Genomic DNA, 19,772 nt, shown 5'->3' with positions numbered 1-19,772 from the left:
TTTATATATTTCCTTATCTCAAAATATAGCACATATTAATACTACCTCTGTTCAAATTGTATATCCCATGGGTATAATAAATTGCACCCTTGTACCCTCGTCTATCTTTGAGTAAATATTAAGTTCTATACCATAATATTTAAGTAACCGTACGCTAACATTTGAAAGACCAACCCCTCCTAAGGATTTTTTTAGTGACGAATGTTTTTTCTTTAATACAGTTTCTATACATTTAACTCCTACTCCATTATCTAATTCCAATTTATTTTTAGGAGTTATAAACTTAGTAAGTCTAGAAATAGACTTTTGTATTGTATTTGGATTTACAGGCTTCAGTATATAATCCAGTGCATTTATCTGAAATGCTTCAAGAGCATACTGATTATAACCAGTAACAAATACTACCATATACTTAATAATACTTTCTTAATCTTTTTAATGTTTCTCTAATTCGCTTTGGTGATAAAGGTTTCAAAATATAATCCATAATATCCTTTTGCAAAGCCTCGTAGGCATATTCTTCTCTTCCCATGACTATGATGAAAAAAATATTATTATATATTTTCCTAAGCTTGTTTATAAGAACAAAACAATTCATGCCTTTCATCTCCGTCTCAACAAATAAAACATCACACCCCTTTTGTTTTATAAAAGAATAAGCTTCCTCTGGGTAACAAAATCCATAAATTTCTTTAAACTGTCCCATGTCTTTTATCATTGATAATGAATAATTAAGTGCCTTCTCGTTATCATCTACAATAACCCCAACAGCCATTTTCATCACCTCATAATATTTATTATATTAAACAGTTCTTACAAATCTCTGAAATTCCCCCACATTTTCCACTTAAAATTATAAAAACACCCTATAGTTCCAATATCATACAACCATAGAGTGTTTTTTTACTTATTATATTTATCTCTCTTCTTCAGTTTACATCTTGCACAGGTAGGATAAAGCATACTTGTGTACCTTCACTTACCTTCGAATCCAAATAGAGTTCTACACCATAATACTTCATTAACCGCCCTCTAATATTTGAAATGCCAACTCCACCTCTGGCTTTTTTTATTGAAGGCTTATTTTCAAATACCGCTTCAATGTTTTAAATTCCTATTCCGTTATCCTCAACAGAAATTCTAATTCCGCCTATTTCTTTTTTAACGGTTATTTTTACAATTCCCCCATTTTTTCTTTTCATAAGACCATGCTGTATTGAATTCTCAACTAGAGGCTGGATTATTAGGGGTAGAATTCTTTGCTCCATAAGACTATCATCTATATCGTATTCCACTGTGAGCCTTTCTCCAAACCTAGCCTTTTGTATTTCTGTATAGGCCTTTGTCAATTCCAATTCATTTTCAAGACTGACAGTGGTGGCTGTATTATCAATATTAAAGCTTTTTTGTAAATATTGACTTAGGTATGCAAGCAACTCCCCTGCTCTTGCTCCATCAGTGTAACAAAAAGACATTATTGTACTAATAGCATTATATAAAAAATGAGGTTTAATCTGAGACTGTAAAAAAGCCATTTCATTTTTTAATGCCTTCTGTACTGATTTTTTCATCTGGATTAAATTAGAAACTCTTGCCCTAAGCTCTTTTGCTACAAAAGGCTTTGTAACAAAATCATTGGCTCCAGCATCAAAACCTGCTGCTATATCCTCTGGTGCGTCCCTCACTGTTAAGATTACCACTGGCAAGTCATATGATGAATATTTTTCTCTTATTTTTCTACATGCTTCATAGCCAGATATTCCTGGCATCATCACATCCATAAGAACAAGATCTATATCTTTTTCTGTATTTACTATTTCAATAGCTTCCATACCATTTGATGCAGTTAAAACTTCATATTCTCTATCGTGGAAAATAGATTTCAACGCTCTTAGATTAGTAATTTTATCATCTACTGCAAGAATACTACAATTTTTCACAGATTTATTTTCAACCTTTATAGTAGCAGCCGCTTCTTCTGATTCTAACTCCAGTATTCTTTTTTTATTTGCTGGTTCTACTTTTGTCTTAGGAAGCACAAAGGAAAAACAGGTGCCCTTTTGTGGTTCTGACCATTCTAAAAATATCTGACCATTCATTCGTTTTAATAATTGACGTGAGATGTATAATCCTAATCCACTTCCCCCATACTGAATGGAAGTTTCTTCTTCTGCCTGTGAAAAAGCATAAAATAATTTTCCCTGCTTTTCTTTTGAAATTCCAATGCCTGTATCCTCTATGCTAATTTTTACAAAGTCTCCTTTTTCCTCCGCAGATAGAGTGACAGTTCCCTTGGCCGTAAATTTCACTCCATTGCCGAGAAGGTTGAATAAAACCTGCAGCAGTCTATTTTCATCTGCAAAAACCGGTGAAAGATCTTCTGGTATACTTACTAAAATCTCTACATTTTTACTGTCAATTAGATGTTTCAATACTTCAACCACTACTGTTGAAGCTGACCTAATATCGATTGCAGTAAGATTAAGTTCAATTTCGTTTCTTTTTATTTTCTCAAAATCTATAATATCCCTTATTAGTAAAGAAAGCCTTCTTGATACAGCTAGTATTACATTAAGTTCCTCTTCCTGCTTTTGGTTTATATCACCATACTTTCCTTCTACTAAGGTTTCTGATATATTTATAATTCCGTTGAGAGGAGTTTGCAACTCATGAGATGTAGTAACAAGAAATTCATCCTTCATCTTATCAATATTGATTAGCTTTTCAGTCATTTCTCTAAGTGAGTTATTGGCCTGTAACAATTCAGTTTCAGCCCTTTTCCTCTTTCTTTTATTAATTAAAAGCACAATGATAAGTACTGCTTGTACTATAAGTAAAACAAAAGTTCCTATAATATAAGCCTTGTATAACTCCCAAACATTTTTTTCTCTATATTGAATTATGCTGCCAGTTGGCAGTATTTTCTCATCTATTTTCCACCGTTTAAGCTGCCGCCAATCAAAAATATATACTCTAGATGAGGCATAAATATGATTGTCAGAAAGCTTGTTTCCCTTTAGGATATTTAGTACTATACTACCAGCTGTTTGTCCTACTAGCTCCTGATTACCTACATAACCACCAATAACTCCGCTGCCAAGATACTGCATGGAAACTCCATACACTGGCACTTTAGCATACTGACATACCGTTTGAATTACTTCTGTGGGAATGAAGCTTTTGCCTTTTACATCGGAATACCATCTAAAATACAAAATTACGGAATTGTCTTCAGCATTTTTTATAACCTTCAGCATATCCTCGTAAGGAAGTTTATTTAGTAAAACAAATTCTACCTTATCAGAAAATTTATTTTCTGCCTCTAGAATTGGTTTCGCAATGTTTCGCTCGTTTATTGAATCACCTAGCACCATATAAATCTTTTTTGTTAAGGGTTTTGTTTTCAATATAATATCTATATTCTTATCAATTTCAGTTAACTGAGATATCTCAATGTGATTGGGAGGCATAGGGTTTATAAAATGAGTATCATCATCCCGGTCTATAATAACAGGAATATTAGGAAATACATCGTTCCCATACTTTGAAAATAGAGAATAAGCACTGATAGCAGTTATTATATAATCCGGCTTATATTTTAAGTACTTCGCCTTTAAATATTTTGCTAAGTCCTCTAGATATCGCTCGTCATGGCTGTGCCTCGCAAGGTCTAAGTATTCATATGAGTAATCAAATTTAAATTCCGAGTTTTTTTCTAATGTGCTTTTTATCCCCTTAATATATAACTGACTTCCAGGATAATCTTGTGTAAAAGGATTCACAATAAGTACATGCTTTTCCTGGATACTGTCTGCATATATAATATTGTTGTGAGAATATACCGTAAATAGAATAATAGCAAGAAGCATATTTATTATTCTATATTTTCTGTTTTTGCCCCAAAAGTGAGTATCTCTTTTATTTTTCTCTTTAAAGGTACCTGTTTCTGAAAGTTTTTTTTCACTCCTTCACCTCCTCTAAGTGTACTTTTCTATTTTATAATTGGTTAACTAGCTTTATAAAAAGTTTCTCTGTTTCCTCCTGTGGTTGAACTCCTATTTCTTTAAACAACTTTAACTTAAATTCCTCATGAAATTTTATTAGTAGAGCTCTATTTTTTTGAATAGCATATATGCATAAAATCTCTGCAAATACTCTTTTTCATTTCCACACCATTCATAATTTTTTTCAGAAAATAAATCATCTCTATATAGCAAGCAAATTTCTTCAAACTCATCAATATTACTTCTATTTATAGTGATGTTTTTTAAAGCTGCATTTTCAAATTTTATTAGATCACAGGAAAATTTACCTAAGCTGCATCTATAAACTCCTTTTCCACCTTTTTTTGAGGAAATTTCTATAGGCAAGCCGTTTTCCTTGATGGTTTTCCTAAGTCTATAAAGCGATGTATGAAGATTTGTCTTAATCTTATCTGGCTCTTCTTCTGGCCATAGAATCTCTCCCAGTATATAACCATCAACATTGGAATCTCTATGAACTATAAAGTACGCAAACATTTCCTCTACCTTTCGAGTAGGCCATTTGACCACACCATTCTTTCCACATACTTGAAAATCCCCAAAACAGTATATCTTTTTATCTGTTTCCTCAGTTTTTTCCTCATTTTTAGGAGTTCTAAGCTTAATAAGTCTTGAAATACACTTTTGTATTGTATTTGGATTCACAGGCTTCAATATATAGCCCAGTGCATTTACCTGAAATGCTTCAAGAGCATACTGATTGTAACCAGTAACAAATACGACCATTAATTCATCATTTTGCTCTATAAGACGGCTTGCAAGCTCTAATCCGTTCATCTCTGGCATTTCTATATCTAAAAATACTACGTCTGGTTTTATATTTATAATATTTTCAAGAGCCTCATTAGGTTCGGTATAAGCTCCTAAAATATTGACCTGTTCGGTTTTTTGCAAAAACATCTTCAGCAAATTAAGAACAGGAATTTCATCATCTACAATTACAGCACTTAACATAGATACACCCTCTTCCATGTCTGGTAAAAACATACACATAACACTGTAGTCCTTACCTTAAAAATCACATTCTTATAAACAATTAGCATCATCAAAAATTCTAAATAAACAACTATAGATAGAAAAACTTAAACAACTAAATTTCTCTATCTATAGTTAACTTAACCTCTTGGGTAATACATAATTATTAAAACTCCTATAAGCGCTACAATTCCTCCAATTAGGTCAAACTTATCAGGTATGATATTATCTATCTTCCATCCCCACAGAATTGAAAGAACAATAAATATTCCACCATATGCTGCATATACTCGTCCAAAGCTAGCGCTTGGTGGCTGCAGCGTTGGAACTATTCCATAGATAATCAAACTTATAGCTCCAGCTAAACCATACCATATGCTTTTGCCATCTCTTATCCATAACCATACTAAATATCCTCCACCAATCTCAAATACTCCTGCCAATACAAAATAAAATATTGATTTAAGAATCTCCATAATAGTACTCCTATCTTTATGTAATTTTAGCTTTTTCACTTACTAAAATATATCTAAGTCTGCTGCTGAATATAGCTTTAATTTAGTGACATGAAAATTATAACATATATTCCAAGTTGCTAGTTAAAATACTACATAAAAATAATCGGCTACTAAATCATAGTAACCGATTATTTTTATTCAAAAGGACGAACTCTTAAAGTCACTCCAATTCTGTCACATATAGCTTGACAAGTATCTATTTCTTCTTTTCCAATGCAATCTACTACTGTAAGAACTACATTTGGAACATAATCTTTACAAGCTACTGCAAATTTCAGCATAGCGTCATAAGATTCAATACCAAATTTACTGCGAGTTAGATTTAGATATTCTTCAGCATTCGATGCGTTAAGACTTATAGACACAGTATCAATTAGCCCTTTTAATAATGGAGCAGTTTCCTTTCCATGAACTAAATCTGCTAATCCATTTGTATTTACACGAATTTTAATATTACTATTTCTATTTTTCAGATATTTTGCCACTTCCAATAAATCCTCAAGTCTAACTAAGGGTTCTCCAAATCCGCAGAATATAATTTCATTAAACTTGTTTAAATCATATTTTTCAAATTCTGCTGTAATTTCCTGAACAGTAGGTTCTGTATCTAACCATAAATTATTTGATTCATCTAACTCCTTAGTATTTCTTAAACAAAAAGTGCAGGCACAAGGGCATCTATTAGTTATGTTAACATAAATATTCTTGTTAATTAATTCCTTTTCATTAGTATAACTGTCTTTTAAATCGGTATAAATACCATTTTTAGCTGTATATAAAATAAGCATATTTTATCTTCCTCTTTTCTTTTTTAATTTAAAAGCAATAGTAAATCAATATATGTACAATTATTTAAGCTCTGTCAAATATTCTTCAAAACAAATACCTTCATGTACTGGAGTACCTATTTTAGAAGTATAATCAATAGCTTTACTAATAAAATTTGCAGCCTTTTTTACAGCAGTGACAAGATCTACTCCTTTTACTATATTGGAGGCTACAATAGAAGTAAATACATCTCCAGTGCCTGAACGATCCTCACCAATTTTCTTTACACCTATAATCGAATTGGGTTTTCCTGTTTCATATACAAAGTTTCCTATGTTCCCATTATGTTGTAGCCCAGTTATTACAATTTTATTTGGACCTTTTTTACAAAGTTCTTTAGCAATTTCTTCAAGTTCCTCTGGATTTAATATTCTATCTGGATAAGGAATATCAAGAAGCCTGCAGGCTTCAGTAAGATTTGGAGTCATTACATCTGCATACTTAATTAATTTTTTCATTTCATCACACATTTCCTGTGTATATGTAGAATAAAGTTGTCCATAATCACCCATAACTGGATCAACCATAACAGTAGTATTTTCTGTTTTAAAGTTTTCTAAAAACTCTACAACAATATCAATTTGTTCTTTTGAACCTAAGAATCCAGTACAGATTCCATCAAACTCCAAATTAAGTTCTTTCCAATTATTGATATAATCTCTCATATGAGGAGTATAATCATCAAAAAAGAAACTTGAAAATCCTGTGTGGGCAGATAATATTGCAGTAGGTAATGGACAACATTGTATTTTCATTGCTGATATAATAGGTAAGGCCACTGCTACAGAGCATCGTCCGAAGCCAGTAACATCATTTATAACAGCAATCCTCTTCTGTTTATTTAAGCTCACTATAACACCGCCTTTTCTCATTCTTTCTATTATATTCTAACTAATATAAAAAATAAAGTGTATGGATACAAATTTTACACAACCATCAGATAAAGAAAATAATCAGCTACTAAGTTTCTAGTAACTGATTCTAAAAATCTAACTATCTCTATTCCTTTTGAGGTAGAGTATAAGTTATAGGTTTTACTATAAAAGCTTAAAGACTAATCCAATAGCTGAAGCTATTTTTTTACAGGATTTATTGTAGAGCATGGTATACCAACTAAGCATTTTCCACAAACATCTGTTAGCCCAATATCTAAATGAACTTTATCATTATTCAGGCAGATTTCATAACACTTATGTCTATCATAACAGTCCACCTTTAAAGCATCATTTACACATCTATCTATACACTTTTTACAAGTACCATTATGCCTAAATAAACAGTATTCTCTATTTTTTCTTTCTGAAGATTCTATCTTTAAATCTGTTACTAAACTACCAATTCTGCCACAACATCCTTTGTCCGTAATAAGCATATTATTTAACCCAAAACTTCCAAGCCCTGCTATAAATGCAACATGTCTATGGGACCAGTCGCTAATTAATTTTCTCTTATCAAAATTATGTGTTGCTGGAATAATAGTTCCGTTAAACCCCATATTCTTAAGCTCTTCATTTATATAGGTATTTAGATCGGCTATAAGTTGATTCGTTTCTATGTAAGCTATTGCCCATACTCTTGAAGATTCCCTCCCATCAATATTACTTCTAATTACTGTATCATCAAAAGGAATGAAGTAAGTTATTACTGTCTTAGCCTCTTGTAAAAAATCTTTTGGTAAAGCATGGGAATAACTTACAACCACCTTTAGTTCATAAAACATTTTATCCTCAGCATCAGCATAAGCTATTAAAGGTTCTTTCCATTTAGTTTTAAAACCTTTTGATTCAGCATAATGTTTTACAAATTCCTTTATCATGGTCTCAACTTTATTACGCATTTTTACCTCACCCCTTAAATACTACAATATTATAAAATCATTATTAATAAACTCTCTTACCTACAATAGTTAAATCTCTCTCAATACCATCCAGTACGGCAACCCTAGGTAGCTGTCCCCAGCTTTCAAATCCATATTTTTGGAATAATTTTAGACTTGGTTCATTATGGCTGAAAATAAAGCCAAGAAGAGTGTTTATGCCTAGTTTAGGACAAATGTCAATTGCCCTTTCCATAAAAATATGACCAAGTCCTTTTCTTCGATAATTATCTGAGATATAGATACTAAGCTCTGCTGTCGCATTATATGCCGGTCTTCCATAAAAGGATTGAAAGCTTAGCCAACCACAAATTTTGTTATCTTTTTCTATAATCCACATTGGTCTCTTATTTGGACAGTGGTCATAAAACCACTTTTCTTTACTTTCAACGGTTACAGGTTCCGTATCAGCAGTAACCATTCGTCCAGGTATTGTGGAATTATAAATATCTACAATACTAGGCAAATCCTCAAATTTTGCATCTCTAATTATCATCTCTTCTTTAATAGTCATCGTCTTCCGTTACGTAAAACTTACAAAGCTCTATAATAATATTACAAATCTACTATAGTATCACTTGTTTTAACGTAACTCCTCCCTTCTATTTTTCAAAGCTAAAGCTTATCTTGGCATTTTCTCTTTAATTCTTTAATTTTAGATATTAACTTACTATATACTTTCTGCATATGTGGTTCATTTGAATATGCATTTACTTCCTCTATTGGAATCCATTTAACACCGCTATTTTCATCTTCCTTAATAATAAGCAGTTCACTTTCATCAGCTTCTACTAAATAGGCAACTGACAAGTGTAAATGTGGAGCAACATATTTTCCTCTTTTTACATGCCCTAATACAGTTAGTATATCCAGGGAAAATATATCCGAACTAACAGGTCGAATATTATTTACGCCAGTTTCTTCCCTCACTTCTCTAATTGCCACAGCCAGTAAATCTTCTTCTCCATCTGCATGACCACCTGTCCATGACCATGAATTATATATATTATGGTGTACCATTAACACCTTATCTTTTGTTTTATTTAGTACAAAGGCTGAGCTTGTTATATGAGCAATTTCATTCTCTCTAGTTAAAATATTATGGAATTTATCTATACACTTTAGAATTATTTCTCTATCTTTTTCCTCTTGTTCATTATAAGGATTATATGTTTTTATTGAATCAGTCCAATTCATATTGCCCCTCCTTTCATCATATAAGGCATAGATTATTATATCTCTAAAACCTCTGTATCCTTAGATTTCTGGTAAAACTTACCCCACTCACACATTGAATTTAGAATAGGTTTCATGCTTTCTCCTAGTTCGGTAAGACCATATTCAACTTTTGGCGGGACTTCTGCATAAACTTTTCTATAAATTATACCATCTCTTTCTAATTCCCTCAATTGGAGTGTTAGAGTCTTTTGAGTAATATCCTGTAGCATTCTCTGTAATTCATTAAATCTTAGTATCCCTCTTGTTAGATGCCAGAGAATTGATATTTTCCATTTACCGCTTAATATACTTATGGCTACATCCATAGGACATTCTACTATTAAACTTTTTGATTTTGCCATTTTTTATTCTCCTAAAAATATAAAATACTAATTTGATAGTATCATTTATTACACTCCATTTCAAATTTGTGCGTACTTTAAATGAATTATTATTGATGATATTCTTCTAAATAGAATATAAAAACTTATTAATTTTTAGAGAGGATGTTTTAAATGATAATTGATAGCCATGCTCATGTGATATTACCAACAGAAAAACAAATACTATTAATGGAGGAAGCAGGAGTAGATAAGACTATATTATTTTGTACAACGCCCCCTCCTGAAAGAGCTGACGATTTAAAATCATTAGAAAAAGAACTAGCTGTATTAAATAATGTATTGGCTAGTAATAATTCATTAGATGAAAGAATTAAAAACATTAAAAGTAATACTGCAGTGTTAAAGGAAGTCATAAATAAAAACCCATCAAAATTTATAGGTTTCGGCCTTGTACCATTATCTTTATCATATAATGAAACAGCAGATTGGATAAATGACCATGTAATTAAAAACAACTTTTACGGTTTAGGAGAATTTTCACCAGCCTCTGGAAAGGTAAAATATTTAGAAGTAGTCTTTCAGACTTCTGATGATTTAGGCTGCCTACCAATATGGGTTCATACTTTCCATCCTTTGAATCTTAAGGATATTAAGGAACTGGTACAATTAGCTAAGAAATACCCTAAAGTTCCATTGATATTAGGGCATATAGGCGGCATTCATTGGATTGATGTAATAAAGCTTGCTAAAGAAAATCATAGTATTTATTTAGACTTATCAGCTACCTATACAATTTTAGCACCTACCATAGCAATTAAAGAATTACCTGAACGTACATTATTCAGTTCAGATGCCCCTTATGGCAACCCTCTAATATTTAGAAAAATGATTGAAAAGATCAGCCCAGATAAAAGAGTATCTGAACTAGTACTAGGAGGCAACATATTGAATTTACTAAGACAATAGGATTTAGAATTATAGCAATATAAAATTAAATAGTAAGGTCAACCCTAATTTCTGTGTCCTTACTACTTAACTTAAATTTTAATAGAGTGAAAAAGAACTTATGGAGTTCTTAGATGAAATCTTAAAATATGGTAGCTACCGGATAAATATATTAATTGAAAAAATAATTTAACTGTTTCTTATCCGCTGGAAATACAATTCCCGCTTCTTTTCTTGCCGTTACTACTGTTTCTACAACCCTCAGAGAATGTTCTAACAGCTGATGACACTTTTTCAAATCACCACTATGGTATATATCATTAAAATCTATTATCTCATAAACCATCCTATTTGAAAATTGCTGTTCGTTATAAGTTTCAAGTCTGCCACCAACCTCAATCTCGAAGGATGAACATTGATTTATACTCCCATTTAATTTTATGTATCCCTTTGTTCCTTGAATAATAGCAAAACTAGGACTATTAGAATCCTTAGCCCCTGCACACTGACATACAAAATCCTCATATTTTAAAGTAACAATTCCTGATGTATCAATGCCATTTTCAGCAATATTAGCAGTGTAATTTACTACCTCGCCTTTTCCAAATAATCCAGTTACAAAGTGTAAATTGTAAATATTTATGTCTTGAAGAGCGCCGCCTGAAAATTCTGGATTGAATACATTTGTTATTTCTCCTGCTAAAAATTTATCATATCTACTTGAGTATTGAGAAAAATTGCATTGAACTAATTTTAATTTACCTAGCAATTCAATTTTTTCTTTAATTTTATTATAGTTTGGTAAATGTATTGTTGTGATTGCTTCAAACAAAAACAAACTCTTTTCTTTCGCTAGAGTAATTAATGCTTTTGCTTCTTCAACAGTTGATGTAAATGGCTTTTCGCAAATAACATTCTTTCCGTTTTGTAATGCTTTTAGAGCATACTCATAATGCATACTGTTTGGTGATGCTATGTAAATAAAGTTTACATCTTCATCTTTAAATAAATCATTACAATCTGTATATATTTTTTTTACATTATACTTATCTGCTAAAGCTCGGGCTGTATCTTCTTTCCTTGAATACACAGCTATACACTCAACATTTTCCGCTTCCTTTACTCCATTTAAAAATTCTTCTACAATTATGCCTGTTCCTATAGTTCCTATCTTCATAACATTTTTCCTCTCTTTTATATATAAAATTACAATCAATATTTATTATTTAATATTCTACTACTCAGCTATAAGTATATCCATAATTTTTTTAGGATTTCCAACAAAAGATTTCATGATTTTATAATGTTCAGTATCTTGGTAGTTCACTGCTTTAAAATCATCGGTTAACTCATAAAGTATTGAATCTGGATAAGCCATCACTATTGGAGAATGAGTAGCTATAATAAACTGAGAATTATTTTTAACCAAATCATGAATCCTTGAAATCAAAGTCATTTGTCTATAAGGTGACAGGGCTGCTTCTGGTTCGTCTAATATGTATAATCCATTTCCTTTAAATCTATTCATAATAAGAGATAAAAAGGATTCACCATGAGATTGTGAATGCAGTGAAATTCCCCCGTATGACCGTACCGCATCTATTTCATCAATATTTGTAGCTACATTATAGAAACTTTCTGCCCTCAAGAAAAAACCATCCTCCGGTTTTTTTACTCCTTTAACTAGTTTTAATCTTTCCCATAACTCTGAATGAGTATTATTTGTTGAAAAGTTAAAGTTCTTACTCCCACCTTCAGGATTAAAGCCATATGCAATTGCAATTGCTTCAAGTATGGTGGATTTACCAGTGCCATTTTCACCTACAATATATGTTACTTTAGGATGAAATTCCAGAGTAGATAGATTTTTTACCGCTGGTAAGCAATATGGATATCTAGAAAAAGAATCTATCTTTTCCTTACGTAATTCAATCTTTCTCAAATACTGATTAAAGTTTATAGGATTCATTTTTTTCACCTCCGGCAGTATATTTATAATTTAGATTTTAACTATATAAGTATTAGCTAACCGAACACATGCCAAATAGTTCTTCTACTGTAGGCAGCTGAGTTTGAGGTGATATAACAATCATATTTTCATTTTTTAATTGCCATTCCCTAGGAGGAATATCGTAAATCACCTGTAAGTAAAACTTTACGTCCTTTAATAGCAATTTTTTATTTTTAGCCATTGCTACTAATTTATCATGGTAATCCTCTACAAGAGGATCTGAAAATATAGCAGTACATAACCTGTACCCAATTCCCCAGTACCATGATTCAAAGGACTTTTTTACTATTTCATATGCTTCAATTCCAACTGAATCAGCTTTGAATAAATAGCTGAAAGAGAACTTATTGTTTATCCAGTAATCTATATCATTTTCATATAAATCATTCGAATTAAAAATTGTTGACCATAACCCTTTAGCCTTAATTCTTAGTTCACCTTCATTTAGTAAAGCCTCTCTATTCAAGGGCAGCCACGGAAATATATTCTTAGTTTCAGTAGAGTAATTATAATTTTCATATAAATTTTCAATATAAATTAGAAAATTTAAATTAATAGAACTAGCATTAGCCAAATAAAAATTACCCATTTTTCCCTCCTGATCATTAATATAATTAAGTATGGTATAAATTGCATCATACTAAATTATACTCGCATTATAACACTTTTTCTGAATTTAGACTTCGATTTAAATCAATTATTCTAGTTTTTCTAGTATCTTTTTGCCCTTATATCTGGAATAATTAAATTCATACCAGTTGTATTGTTTATCTAAAACTGTTTCTGTTCTATCTTCAAGCTTTCTTTTTAATTCCTTACCTATTTCTGAGTTATCATTCAAAGTAAATTGAATTAAATAGGGCAGAGTATCATAGGATAGATGACCTAAGTAATTCGCATCTAAATTCTGTGTCCTATTATACAACTCTATATTCTTTTTTACTATAAATACATCCACATTTATATAATTTAACACTACATACATTGCTATAGAAGATATTATACAAAGCTTTGCTATAGGTATCTTTTTTACCCATATTCCTAAAAGAGCTATTGTAAATAGTATAAAAAGCAGAAGCATAAAAATATGGACGAATACTCTTAAATAAGTATACCCATAAGTATTTTCATAAAGTGACATTTTATAGTGAGCAGAAAAAAGCATATTGAAATTGAATATTATAAGAAGACTTAAAAAAATATTATTATACTTTTCTAGTTTTACATTTTCTCTTTTCATAAATTTTATAGTACATAAGATTATAGTAAAATTAATCACAGTAACTGTAACTAGTTCAAAAAATCCCCTGCGAGCATATTCTGCATAAGTGAAACTTAAAGGAAGTACTGCACTACCTCCTCCATATAGATAAGAAAATTGAATTACAGTAAATATCAAATAAACCACATTAAGCATTAATAGTACAGGCATCACTGTTAAGGCTTCGAAGTTAAATAGTTGTTTAGTTTTTGAAACTTCATAAATCCCTTCATACTTAAAGCTCCATATGAATCCAAAGATATAAAGGAAAAATAAAGTAATAACTATTAAATGAGGAATTAAATCAAACAACTGAAAATTATCGAATATTGTGAACACCATACTTAAATAATAATTAAAAATCATGTCTGCAGAACTTAAAAGTATTAAAATTACTACTAATATAGGCAGCGCTAATACTATGCCTTTCAGTACTTTGCCTACCTCCGAATTAACTTCTATTTTACTCATCTTCTTAATTAATTCATTCAAAAACATAAAAGGTTTGAGGAAATTTGCAAAAACTCTTGGTATTAATCTTTCTATTACCTTTTTTAAAATACAAGCATCTTCTAAAACATCTCTATTGGTCTTTATGATCGCATAGGCAGTAAAGGTACCTATTATGAAAATTGTGTTAAAAAAAGCTAACACTCTATTTGAAAACAATACAAAGGTAATTGCAATAAGGATCATAGATGTTAAAATAGTCAGTTTGAGAACATTGTTTTCTTTAAAATTCAATACACTACTTTCTTCTTTTCCTATACTCTTTACTGACCACAGGAAGAAAGCAAGAGCTACTAAAGTAAAAATAGGTACGGATATACCCCAGTATTTGTCTATGAAAAACCTATCTATACATAATGCAAGGATTAGAGAACTGCTCATGGTTATAGCCTTCTCATATCCACTTATACTATTGTCTATATGATTTATTTTTTCTTTTTTTATAAAATATCTTTCCATTCTAAACCCCTTTCTTATTATAAAATTATGTATCTTTTTATCTGATATTAAACATCCTCTCCTTTTATACATGATATAATAATTTTCTTATTTTACAATACATTTTTATTGTTTTTCAACAAAAATGTATTGTAATTCATAACTTATCCATATCTATCATTTTAGGAATAAAGGAAGGATGTGTTACTTTAAAAGTTTCACATCCTTCCTTTATTCTTTTTGCTATTTATATTTGTTAGATTCCTCTTATATTTTTATAATTTTATCTTTCTTATATAAATTTTAAAGTTATCCATTTACAAAAGGCTCACATCTATAAGATACTGACTTTTTTGCTGGTTAGTTCATCTGTGAAATCATACATTAAGAAACTAACTTGTATTTTAATATTTCTGTTGGCTTAATTCCTTTTATAATTAGACTAATAATATTATTTTTTATATCATCATACTTTTTGAATATGTTTTTTGCTTCTTCAATATCATGATAGACCTTCCAATATCCTACCATTTTGCATTTCTCATTTGGACAATCAATAAAAAAAGCTACATCATCTACAGGATATCCAAGGAAAATTCCTATTTCATGAGGACATAAATTTTCAAAGCGCTTGCTTAAAAGAATTAATGCATCTTCTAATTTCATATCATTTTCGTATCCAAACCTTTTTAAAAACTGAATATTTTTTCTTCCTTTAATATACTATCTAATTTTTTTTCATTATAAAATAATACTATAGTGCTAGTTTTATCCTTTTTTAATTCAAAATAGTTAACATCTAGCTTTTCCTCCACTATGCTTTTAAATTGTTCCCAGATGCTCTGTAAATTCCTATTATTATTACTAAAAGTAATTAAGGAGGATGCCTTTTCCTTTGCTATAGTAGGCCCTGCACTACGGGCTATGGTAGAAAATAAGTATTCCATGTTATCGTAATTATTTATAATATTTACAAAGTTATCTAATTGATTTATGTTCATAAATTCATCCTCCATTACTTTTAATTAGTTACATTAAGCTTTAGATAATTTTTCTCCTAATTTTCTGCACAATTCCAATCCTTCATCATCAGGCTCATTATTAATTATCAAGCCATTTTGCACAAGCTTCGCGCCACAATTCTTCATTCTGTCTTCCCAATTCCTCATCCATTCTCCATCACCCCATCCATAGGATCCAAATAGAGCAACATTTTTATTATTTATAGCCTGTGAGATTGAATCTACAAAAGGTTCCATTTCTGATTCTTCTAATTCTTCTGCTCCCATAGATGGGCAACCAAGTGCTACAACATCTGCATTTATAATATCTTCAACAGATGCATCACCTACATTAAGTGATTTAATATGTACATTCTCTAACTTAACACCTTCTGCAATTCCATTTGCCATTGCTTCTGTATTACCTGTTCCGCTCCAATAAATTATAACTATGTTTTTCATACTATCACTCCTTAATTGATAATGATTCTCAATATCAATAGTATAAATTATATTTTTCTTATTGTCAATAAAAAATCTTCATTAATTAGAATTTATTTCTTAAAAATAAATATATATATTTTTTTAGTATTTTATAGTGATAAATTATGTTGAAACAACAAAAAGAGTCTGCATCAACTTAAGATACAGACTCTTTTTCTATTATACTAAAATACCTTCAAGTATTTCAGAACTATCTTTTAAGCTTACTACCTGTTCTAATCTAGGAAGTGATATTCCTAAAGTTTCCTTTAGAACTTCCTCAATAGTTTCAACAGGTATAATATCCAACTGACTTTTTACTTCTTCAGGTACATCCTTTAAATCTACTACATTGTCCTTTGGAATTAGTACTTTCTTTATCCCAGCTCTTTCCGCAGCTAATAATTTTTCCTTCAAGCCACCAATTGCAAGTACAGCTCCTCTTAAAGTTATTTCTCCAGTCATTGCAATCTTTGAATCCACTTTGATTCCTGTTGCAAGCGACGCAAGTGCTGTAGTTAGAGCAATACCTGCAGAAGGACCGTCCTTTGGAACAGAACCAGAAGGTACGTGAATATGGATATCTCTTTCCTTAAAATTAAAGCTATTAACTGGCAATCTTGACTTCAATAGACTTAGAGAAATTCTAGCGGATTCCTTCATTACATCTCCCAGCTTACCAGTTAAAATCACTTGTCCATTTCCTAACATATCTGCAGCCTCGATGAACAGTATTTCTCCTCCAACGGAAGTCCATGCTAGTCCGGTTACAACTCCTGGTGGATTGTCCTTTTGAGCTTTGTCATGCCTTGAAACTTGTTTGCCTAGTAAATCTGTCAATTTATCCTCTGTAACTCTAAAAGGTATGTTTACCTTATTAGATACAATTTTCTCTGTAGCTACTCTTGTAATTGCAGCTAATTGTTTTTTCAATCCTCTGACACCAGCTTCTAAGGTATATTCACTGATTATTTTTTTTAAGGCTTCATCCTCAATCTCTAGCTGTTCTCTTACTAATCCATGCTCTTCTATAACAGAAGGTACTAAATGGTTCTTTGCAATATGGAATTTCTCATTAGTTGTATAACTGGATATTTGGATAACTTCCATTCTATCTAAAAGTGGACCAGGTATACTATGAAGAGAATTAGCTGTAGCAATAAAGAATACCTCTGATAAATCGTAAGGAACATTTAAATAATGATCTGTAAAGGTATCATTTTGTTCTGGATCAAGAACTTCTAAGAGTGCACTAGCGGGATCACCATTATGACCACTCATAAGCTTATCTACTTCATCCAGAATCATCACTGGATTTTTTTCTCCAGCCTTCTTAATGCTTTGAATAATCCTACCTGGCATAGCTCCTACATAAGTTTTACGATGACCTCTAATTTCTGCTTCGTCCCTTACACCACCTAAACTCAAGCGAACATATTTTCTATGAAGAGCTTCCGCTATACTCTTTCCAAGACTTGTCTTACCTGTTCCTGGAGGTCCAACTAGCAGTAAGATAGATCCTTTCTTATCCCTTTTAAGTTTCATAACAGCTAAGTGCTGCAATATTCTCTCCTTCACTTTTTCTAAGCCATAATGCTCGGCCTCTAAAATAGCTCTTGCTTGTTCTAAATCAATATCCTTTGTTTCTCCTGTCTTCCAAGGAAGTTGTACTAATAGATCCAGATAATTACGTATTACATTATAATCAGAACTATTAGGATTTTGATTTTCTAATTTATTTAATTCCTCTAAGGCAATACTCTTAACCTCTTCTGGCATCTGAGCTTCCTCAATCTTCTGTGCATAGTCTTTCTCTTTCTTTGAGTTATTTTCCTTGCCTTCATTTAACTCTTCTTGAATTGCCTTTAATTGCTCTCTTAATACAGATTGTCTATAATTTTTATTAGCTTTTTCTGAAATCTTTTCTGCTACCTCAAACTGAAACTTAAGAACTTCCCTTTGTTTTAATAGATAGTCCATAAATCTTAAGCTTCTTTCCTTTAGTGATTGAATATTAATTAATTCATACTTTTTATCACTGGAAAGAGGCATAAATTGAGCAAGATACCCCATTAATTTATTTAGGTCCTTTATATCATCAATTGTTTTAATAAAATTCTTTCCTCCTGTGAAATTTTCACTAATCTCATAGGAAATTGTTTTTATATGTTCAAGCATTTCTTCTATACTTTCTTCAGATAAATCAATAATGTCTGAAGCTACTTCATATTCACCACGAATAAATCCATTTTCAAATGTAATTTCTATAACTTGAACTCTTTCTATAATCTTTATCTTAATTTCATATCCTGTGTCTATTTTTTGTATATGATTTACTTCAAATAAAAGTCCTATTCTGTAGAAATCCTCTTCCTTTAATGCATTTTGATTAAAGTTCTTCTTTAATGGTAATGCAATACTTACACCATCTTCTTTAGATAAATATCTCATTTCTTCTTCCGTAAAATGGCTAAGTTTAAGAGTGTACTCCATATTAGGCAATAAAGCAACTGCTGAAACTGGAATTATCATTCCTTCTCTATTTTTATTTTCAATATTCATCATAAATATATCCTCTCTTTACTCTATAATTTAAATGAATGTTCGTTTAAATATACCTTAAGTTATAGCGAGATTCTTCTGTTTTACTTTTGCACAAAATTAATCTCGCTTTAATCCGATAACTGCCCACTCCAACGCTCTATAGTGAAGCAACCTTACCTAGTTTAAGTTTCTCTTTCTGATGTATCATAAAAGCAATGCAGACTGTATGATAATTATTATTTCTTTAAGCAATTTTAATTTATCCTCTTCTCTTATACAGTGATTAATAGCTATAGCTTTTATTGGTGAAAAGATCATGGCATTTAGGTTGTAGTTATGAATATCTTTTATAATCTTATTCTTTTTCTGTTCATCTAATAATCTATTTAAATATTTAATACCTTTCTTTTCTCCACAACTATTTGCTAAAGCAGGACAACTAGAAAACTGATCTACAAACCGAAATATCTCTTCGTTCTCCTGTATATAGTTATAATAACTTCGAGCAAGCACCTCCATAAGTTCTTTTCCATCCATATCTTTACGAACTTTACTGAGTAGCTTATCAAAGATTTCTTCAGAATATTCTAGATAAATTTCCTGAAACATAAGTTCTTTATTCTCATAATAAACATAGACTGTAGCTGGAGAAACTCCTGCTACCTTAGCTATCTTAGAGATAGATGTACCATGAAAGCCTTCTTCTAAGGTTAACTTAATTACTGCCTCTTTTATATTTTTTTGTTTTTGATCATCTTTTTTTCTCATTTACACACC

At 30.9% G+C, this 19,772-nt stretch carries 19 protein-coding genes and 1 pseudogene; 1 reads left to right on the top strand and 19 read right to left on the bottom strand.

All coding sequences use genetic code 11. The features are described 5' to 3' along the window. Window positions 1-51 precede the first annotated feature (51 nt). The 11 genes from CLMAG_RS20710 to CLMAG_RS20660 all read right to left on the bottom strand — a co-directional run bounded on the left by CLMAG_RS20710 (window position 52) and on the right by CLMAG_RS20660 (window position 9,820). The gene (locus CLMAG_RS20710) at window positions 52-408 is read right to left on the bottom strand and encodes a hypothetical protein (RefSeq protein WP_066626899.1); all 357 of its coding nucleotides are present in this window, start codon (window positions 406-408) and stop codon (window positions 52-54) included. A 4-nt stretch (window positions 409-412) separates the two neighbouring features. Then, the gene (locus tag CLMAG_RS20705; RefSeq protein ID WP_066626895.1) at window positions 413-775 is read right to left on the bottom strand and encodes a LytR/AlgR family response regulator transcription factor; all 363 of its coding nucleotides are present in this window, start codon (window positions 773-775) and stop codon (window positions 413-415) included. A gap of 331 nt (window positions 776-1,106) precedes the next feature. Further along, the gene (locus CLMAG_RS20700; protein WP_066626893.1) at window positions 1,107-3,869 is read right to left on the bottom strand and encodes an ABC transporter substrate binding protein; all 2,763 of its coding nucleotides are present in this window, start codon (window positions 3,867-3,869) and stop codon (window positions 1,107-1,109) included. Between the two features lie 231 nt (window positions 3,870-4,100). Continuing rightward, complete coding sequence (locus CLMAG_RS20695; protein WP_161487012.1) at window positions 4,101-5,030, bottom strand: response regulator; 930 nt, start codon at window positions 5,028-5,030, stop codon at window positions 4,101-4,103. A 128-nt stretch (window positions 5,031-5,158) separates the two neighbouring features. Next, a complete protein-coding gene (locus tag CLMAG_RS20690; protein ID WP_066626891.1) occupies window positions 5,159-5,494 on the bottom strand; it encodes a YnfA family protein in 336 nt (111 codons plus the stop codon). Window positions 5,495-5,670: 176 nt separating this feature from the next. Further along, window positions 5,671-6,324, bottom strand: a complete 654-nt coding sequence (locus CLMAG_RS20685; protein ID WP_066626890.1) for a TIGR04100 family radical SAM protein — start codon at window positions 6,322-6,324, stop codon at window positions 5,671-5,673. 60 nt (window positions 6,325-6,384) lie between these two features. Continuing rightward, window positions 6,385-7,215 carry a pyridoxamine kinase gene (locus tag CLMAG_RS20680; protein ID WP_066626888.1) on the bottom strand — a complete coding sequence of 277 codons (831 nt, stop codon included), beginning with the start codon at window positions 7,213-7,215 and terminating at the stop codon, window positions 6,385-6,387. A 221-nt stretch (window positions 7,216-7,436) separates the two neighbouring features. Then, window positions 7,437-8,201, bottom strand: coding sequence for an epoxyqueuosine reductase (locus CLMAG_RS20675; RefSeq protein WP_066626884.1), 765 nt, complete (start codon window positions 8,199-8,201; stop codon window positions 7,437-7,439). Between the two features lie 43 nt (window positions 8,202-8,244). After that, window positions 8,245-8,736: a GNAT family N-acetyltransferase gene (locus tag CLMAG_RS20670; RefSeq protein ID WP_175562180.1), complete on the bottom strand. Its 492-nt coding sequence runs from the start codon at window positions 8,734-8,736 to the stop codon at window positions 8,245-8,247. Between the two features lie 119 nt (window positions 8,737-8,855). Next, window positions 8,856-9,437 (bottom strand): NUDIX hydrolase, encoded by a 582-nt coding sequence (locus CLMAG_RS20665; protein ID WP_066626880.1) that lies wholly within the window; start codon window positions 9,435-9,437, stop codon window positions 8,856-8,858. Window positions 9,438-9,472: 35 nt separating this feature from the next. Further along, window positions 9,473-9,820, bottom strand: coding sequence for a winged helix-turn-helix transcriptional regulator (locus CLMAG_RS20660; RefSeq protein ID WP_066626875.1), 348 nt, complete (start codon window positions 9,818-9,820; stop codon window positions 9,473-9,475). A gap of 153 nt (window positions 9,821-9,973) precedes the next feature. Between CLMAG_RS20660 and CLMAG_RS20655 the strand changes: the two genes are divergently transcribed. Further along, window positions 9,974-10,768 carry an amidohydrolase family protein gene (locus tag CLMAG_RS20655; protein WP_066626873.1) on the top strand — a complete coding sequence of 265 codons (795 nt, stop codon included), beginning with the start codon at window positions 9,974-9,976 and terminating at the stop codon, window positions 10,766-10,768. A 151-nt stretch (window positions 10,769-10,919) separates the two neighbouring features. Here the strand turns inward: CLMAG_RS20655 and CLMAG_RS20650 are convergent, their stop codons facing one another. The 8 genes and pseudogenes from CLMAG_RS20650 to CLMAG_RS20615 all read right to left on the bottom strand — a co-directional run bounded on the left by CLMAG_RS20650 (window position 10,920) and on the right by CLMAG_RS20615 (window position 19,763). Further along, window positions 10,920-11,924, bottom strand: a complete 1,005-nt coding sequence (locus CLMAG_RS20650; protein WP_066626870.1) for a Gfo/Idh/MocA family protein — start codon at window positions 11,922-11,924, stop codon at window positions 10,920-10,922. Window positions 11,925-11,984: 60 nt separating this feature from the next. After that, complete coding sequence (locus CLMAG_RS20645) at window positions 11,985-12,716, bottom strand: AAA family ATPase (protein ID WP_066626869.1); 732 nt, start codon at window positions 12,714-12,716, stop codon at window positions 11,985-11,987. 52 nt (window positions 12,717-12,768) lie between these two features. Then, window positions 12,769-13,347 (bottom strand): hypothetical protein, encoded by a 579-nt coding sequence (locus CLMAG_RS20640; protein ID WP_066626868.1) that lies wholly within the window; start codon window positions 13,345-13,347, stop codon window positions 12,769-12,771. A gap of 108 nt (window positions 13,348-13,455) precedes the next feature. Continuing rightward, window positions 13,456-14,988 carry a DUF4153 domain-containing protein gene (locus tag CLMAG_RS20635; RefSeq protein ID WP_161487011.1) on the bottom strand — a complete coding sequence of 511 codons (1,533 nt, stop codon included), beginning with the start codon at window positions 14,986-14,988 and terminating at the stop codon, window positions 13,456-13,458. A 363-nt stretch (window positions 14,989-15,351) separates the two neighbouring features. After that, window positions 15,352-15,914: pseudogene (locus CLMAG_RS20630) on the bottom strand (DUF3793 family protein). A gap of 87 nt (window positions 15,915-16,001) precedes the next feature. Continuing rightward, the gene (locus tag CLMAG_RS20625) at window positions 16,002-16,430 is read right to left on the bottom strand and encodes a flavodoxin (protein WP_066626867.1); all 429 of its coding nucleotides are present in this window, start codon (window positions 16,428-16,430) and stop codon (window positions 16,002-16,004) included. Between the two features lie 201 nt (window positions 16,431-16,631). Continuing rightward, a complete protein-coding gene (lon, locus tag CLMAG_RS20620) occupies window positions 16,632-19,016 on the bottom strand; it encodes an endopeptidase La (protein WP_066626866.1) in 2,385 nt (794 codons plus the stop codon). Between the two features lie 183 nt (window positions 19,017-19,199). Next, a complete protein-coding gene (locus CLMAG_RS20615) occupies window positions 19,200-19,763 on the bottom strand; it encodes a TetR/AcrR family transcriptional regulator (RefSeq protein WP_066626864.1) in 564 nt (187 codons plus the stop codon). Window positions 19,764-19,772 lie beyond the last annotated feature (9 nt).

Origin of the sequence: Clostridium magnum DSM 2767 (assembly GCF_001623875.1) — a bacterium.
Lineage (GTDB): Bacteria > Bacillota > Clostridia > Clostridiales > Clostridiaceae > Clostridium_AM > Clostridium_AM magnum.
This window is presented reverse-complemented; position numbering and strand designations above follow the sequence as displayed.

Bases quoted from the DNA above. Each gene is read 5' to 3' on its own strand.
- CLMAG_RS20710 (WP_066626899.1), bottom strand. From the start codon at position 408: ATGGTAGTATTTGTTACTGGTTATAATCAGTATGCTCTTGAAGCATTT.
- CLMAG_RS20705 (WP_066626895.1), bottom strand. From the start codon at position 775: ATGGCTGTTGGGGTTATTGTAGATGATAACGAGAAGGCACTTAATTAT.
- CLMAG_RS20700 (WP_066626893.1), bottom strand. From the start codon at position 3,869: ATGCTTCTTGCTATTATTCTATTTACGGTATATTCTCACAACAATATT.
- CLMAG_RS20695 (WP_161487012.1), bottom strand. From the start codon at position 5,030: ATGTTTTTACCAGACATGGAAGAGGGTGTATCTATGTTAAGTGCTGTA.
- CLMAG_RS20690 (WP_066626891.1), bottom strand. From the start codon at position 5,494: ATGGAGATTCTTAAATCAATATTTTATTTTGTATTGGCAGGAGTATTT.
- CLMAG_RS20685 (WP_066626890.1), bottom strand. From the start codon at position 6,324: ATGCTTATTTTATATACAGCTAAAAATGGTATTTATACCGATTTAAAA.
- CLMAG_RS20675 (WP_066626884.1), bottom strand. From the start codon at position 8,201: ATGCGTAATAAAGTTGAGACCATGATAAAGGAATTTGTAAAACATTAT.
- CLMAG_RS20670 (WP_175562180.1), bottom strand. From the start codon at position 8,736: ATGATAATTAGAGATGCAAAATTTGAGGATTTGCCTAGTATTGTAGAT.
- CLMAG_RS20665 (WP_066626880.1), bottom strand. From the start codon at position 9,437: ATGAATTGGACTGATTCAATAAAAACATATAATCCTTATAATGAACAA.
- CLMAG_RS20660 (WP_066626875.1), bottom strand. From the start codon at position 9,820: ATGGCAAAATCAAAAAGTTTAATAGTAGAATGTCCTATGGATGTAGCC.
- CLMAG_RS20655 (WP_066626873.1), top strand. From the start codon at position 9,974: ATGATAATTGATAGCCATGCTCATGTGATATTACCAACAGAAAAACAA.
- CLMAG_RS20650 (WP_066626870.1), bottom strand. From the start codon at position 11,924: ATGAAGATAGGAACTATAGGAACAGGCATAATTGTAGAAGAATTTTTA.
- CLMAG_RS20645 (WP_066626869.1), bottom strand. From the start codon at position 12,716: ATGAATCCTATAAACTTTAATCAGTATTTGAGAAAGATTGAATTACGT.
- CLMAG_RS20640 (WP_066626868.1), bottom strand. From the start codon at position 13,347: ATGGGTAATTTTTATTTGGCTAATGCTAGTTCTATTAATTTAAATTTT.
- CLMAG_RS20635 (WP_161487011.1), bottom strand. From the start codon at position 14,988: ATGGAAAGATATTTTATAAAAAAAGAAAAAATAAATCATATAGACAAT.
- CLMAG_RS20625 (WP_066626867.1), bottom strand. From the start codon at position 16,430: ATGAAAAACATAGTTATAATTTATTGGAGCGGAACAGGTAATACAGAA.
- lon (WP_066626866.1), bottom strand. From the start codon at position 19,016: ATGATGAATATTGAAAATAAAAATAGAGAAGGAATGATAATTCCAGTT.
- CLMAG_RS20615 (WP_066626864.1), bottom strand. From the start codon at position 19,763: ATGAGAAAAAAAGATGATCAAAAACAAAAAAATATAAAAGAGGCAGTA.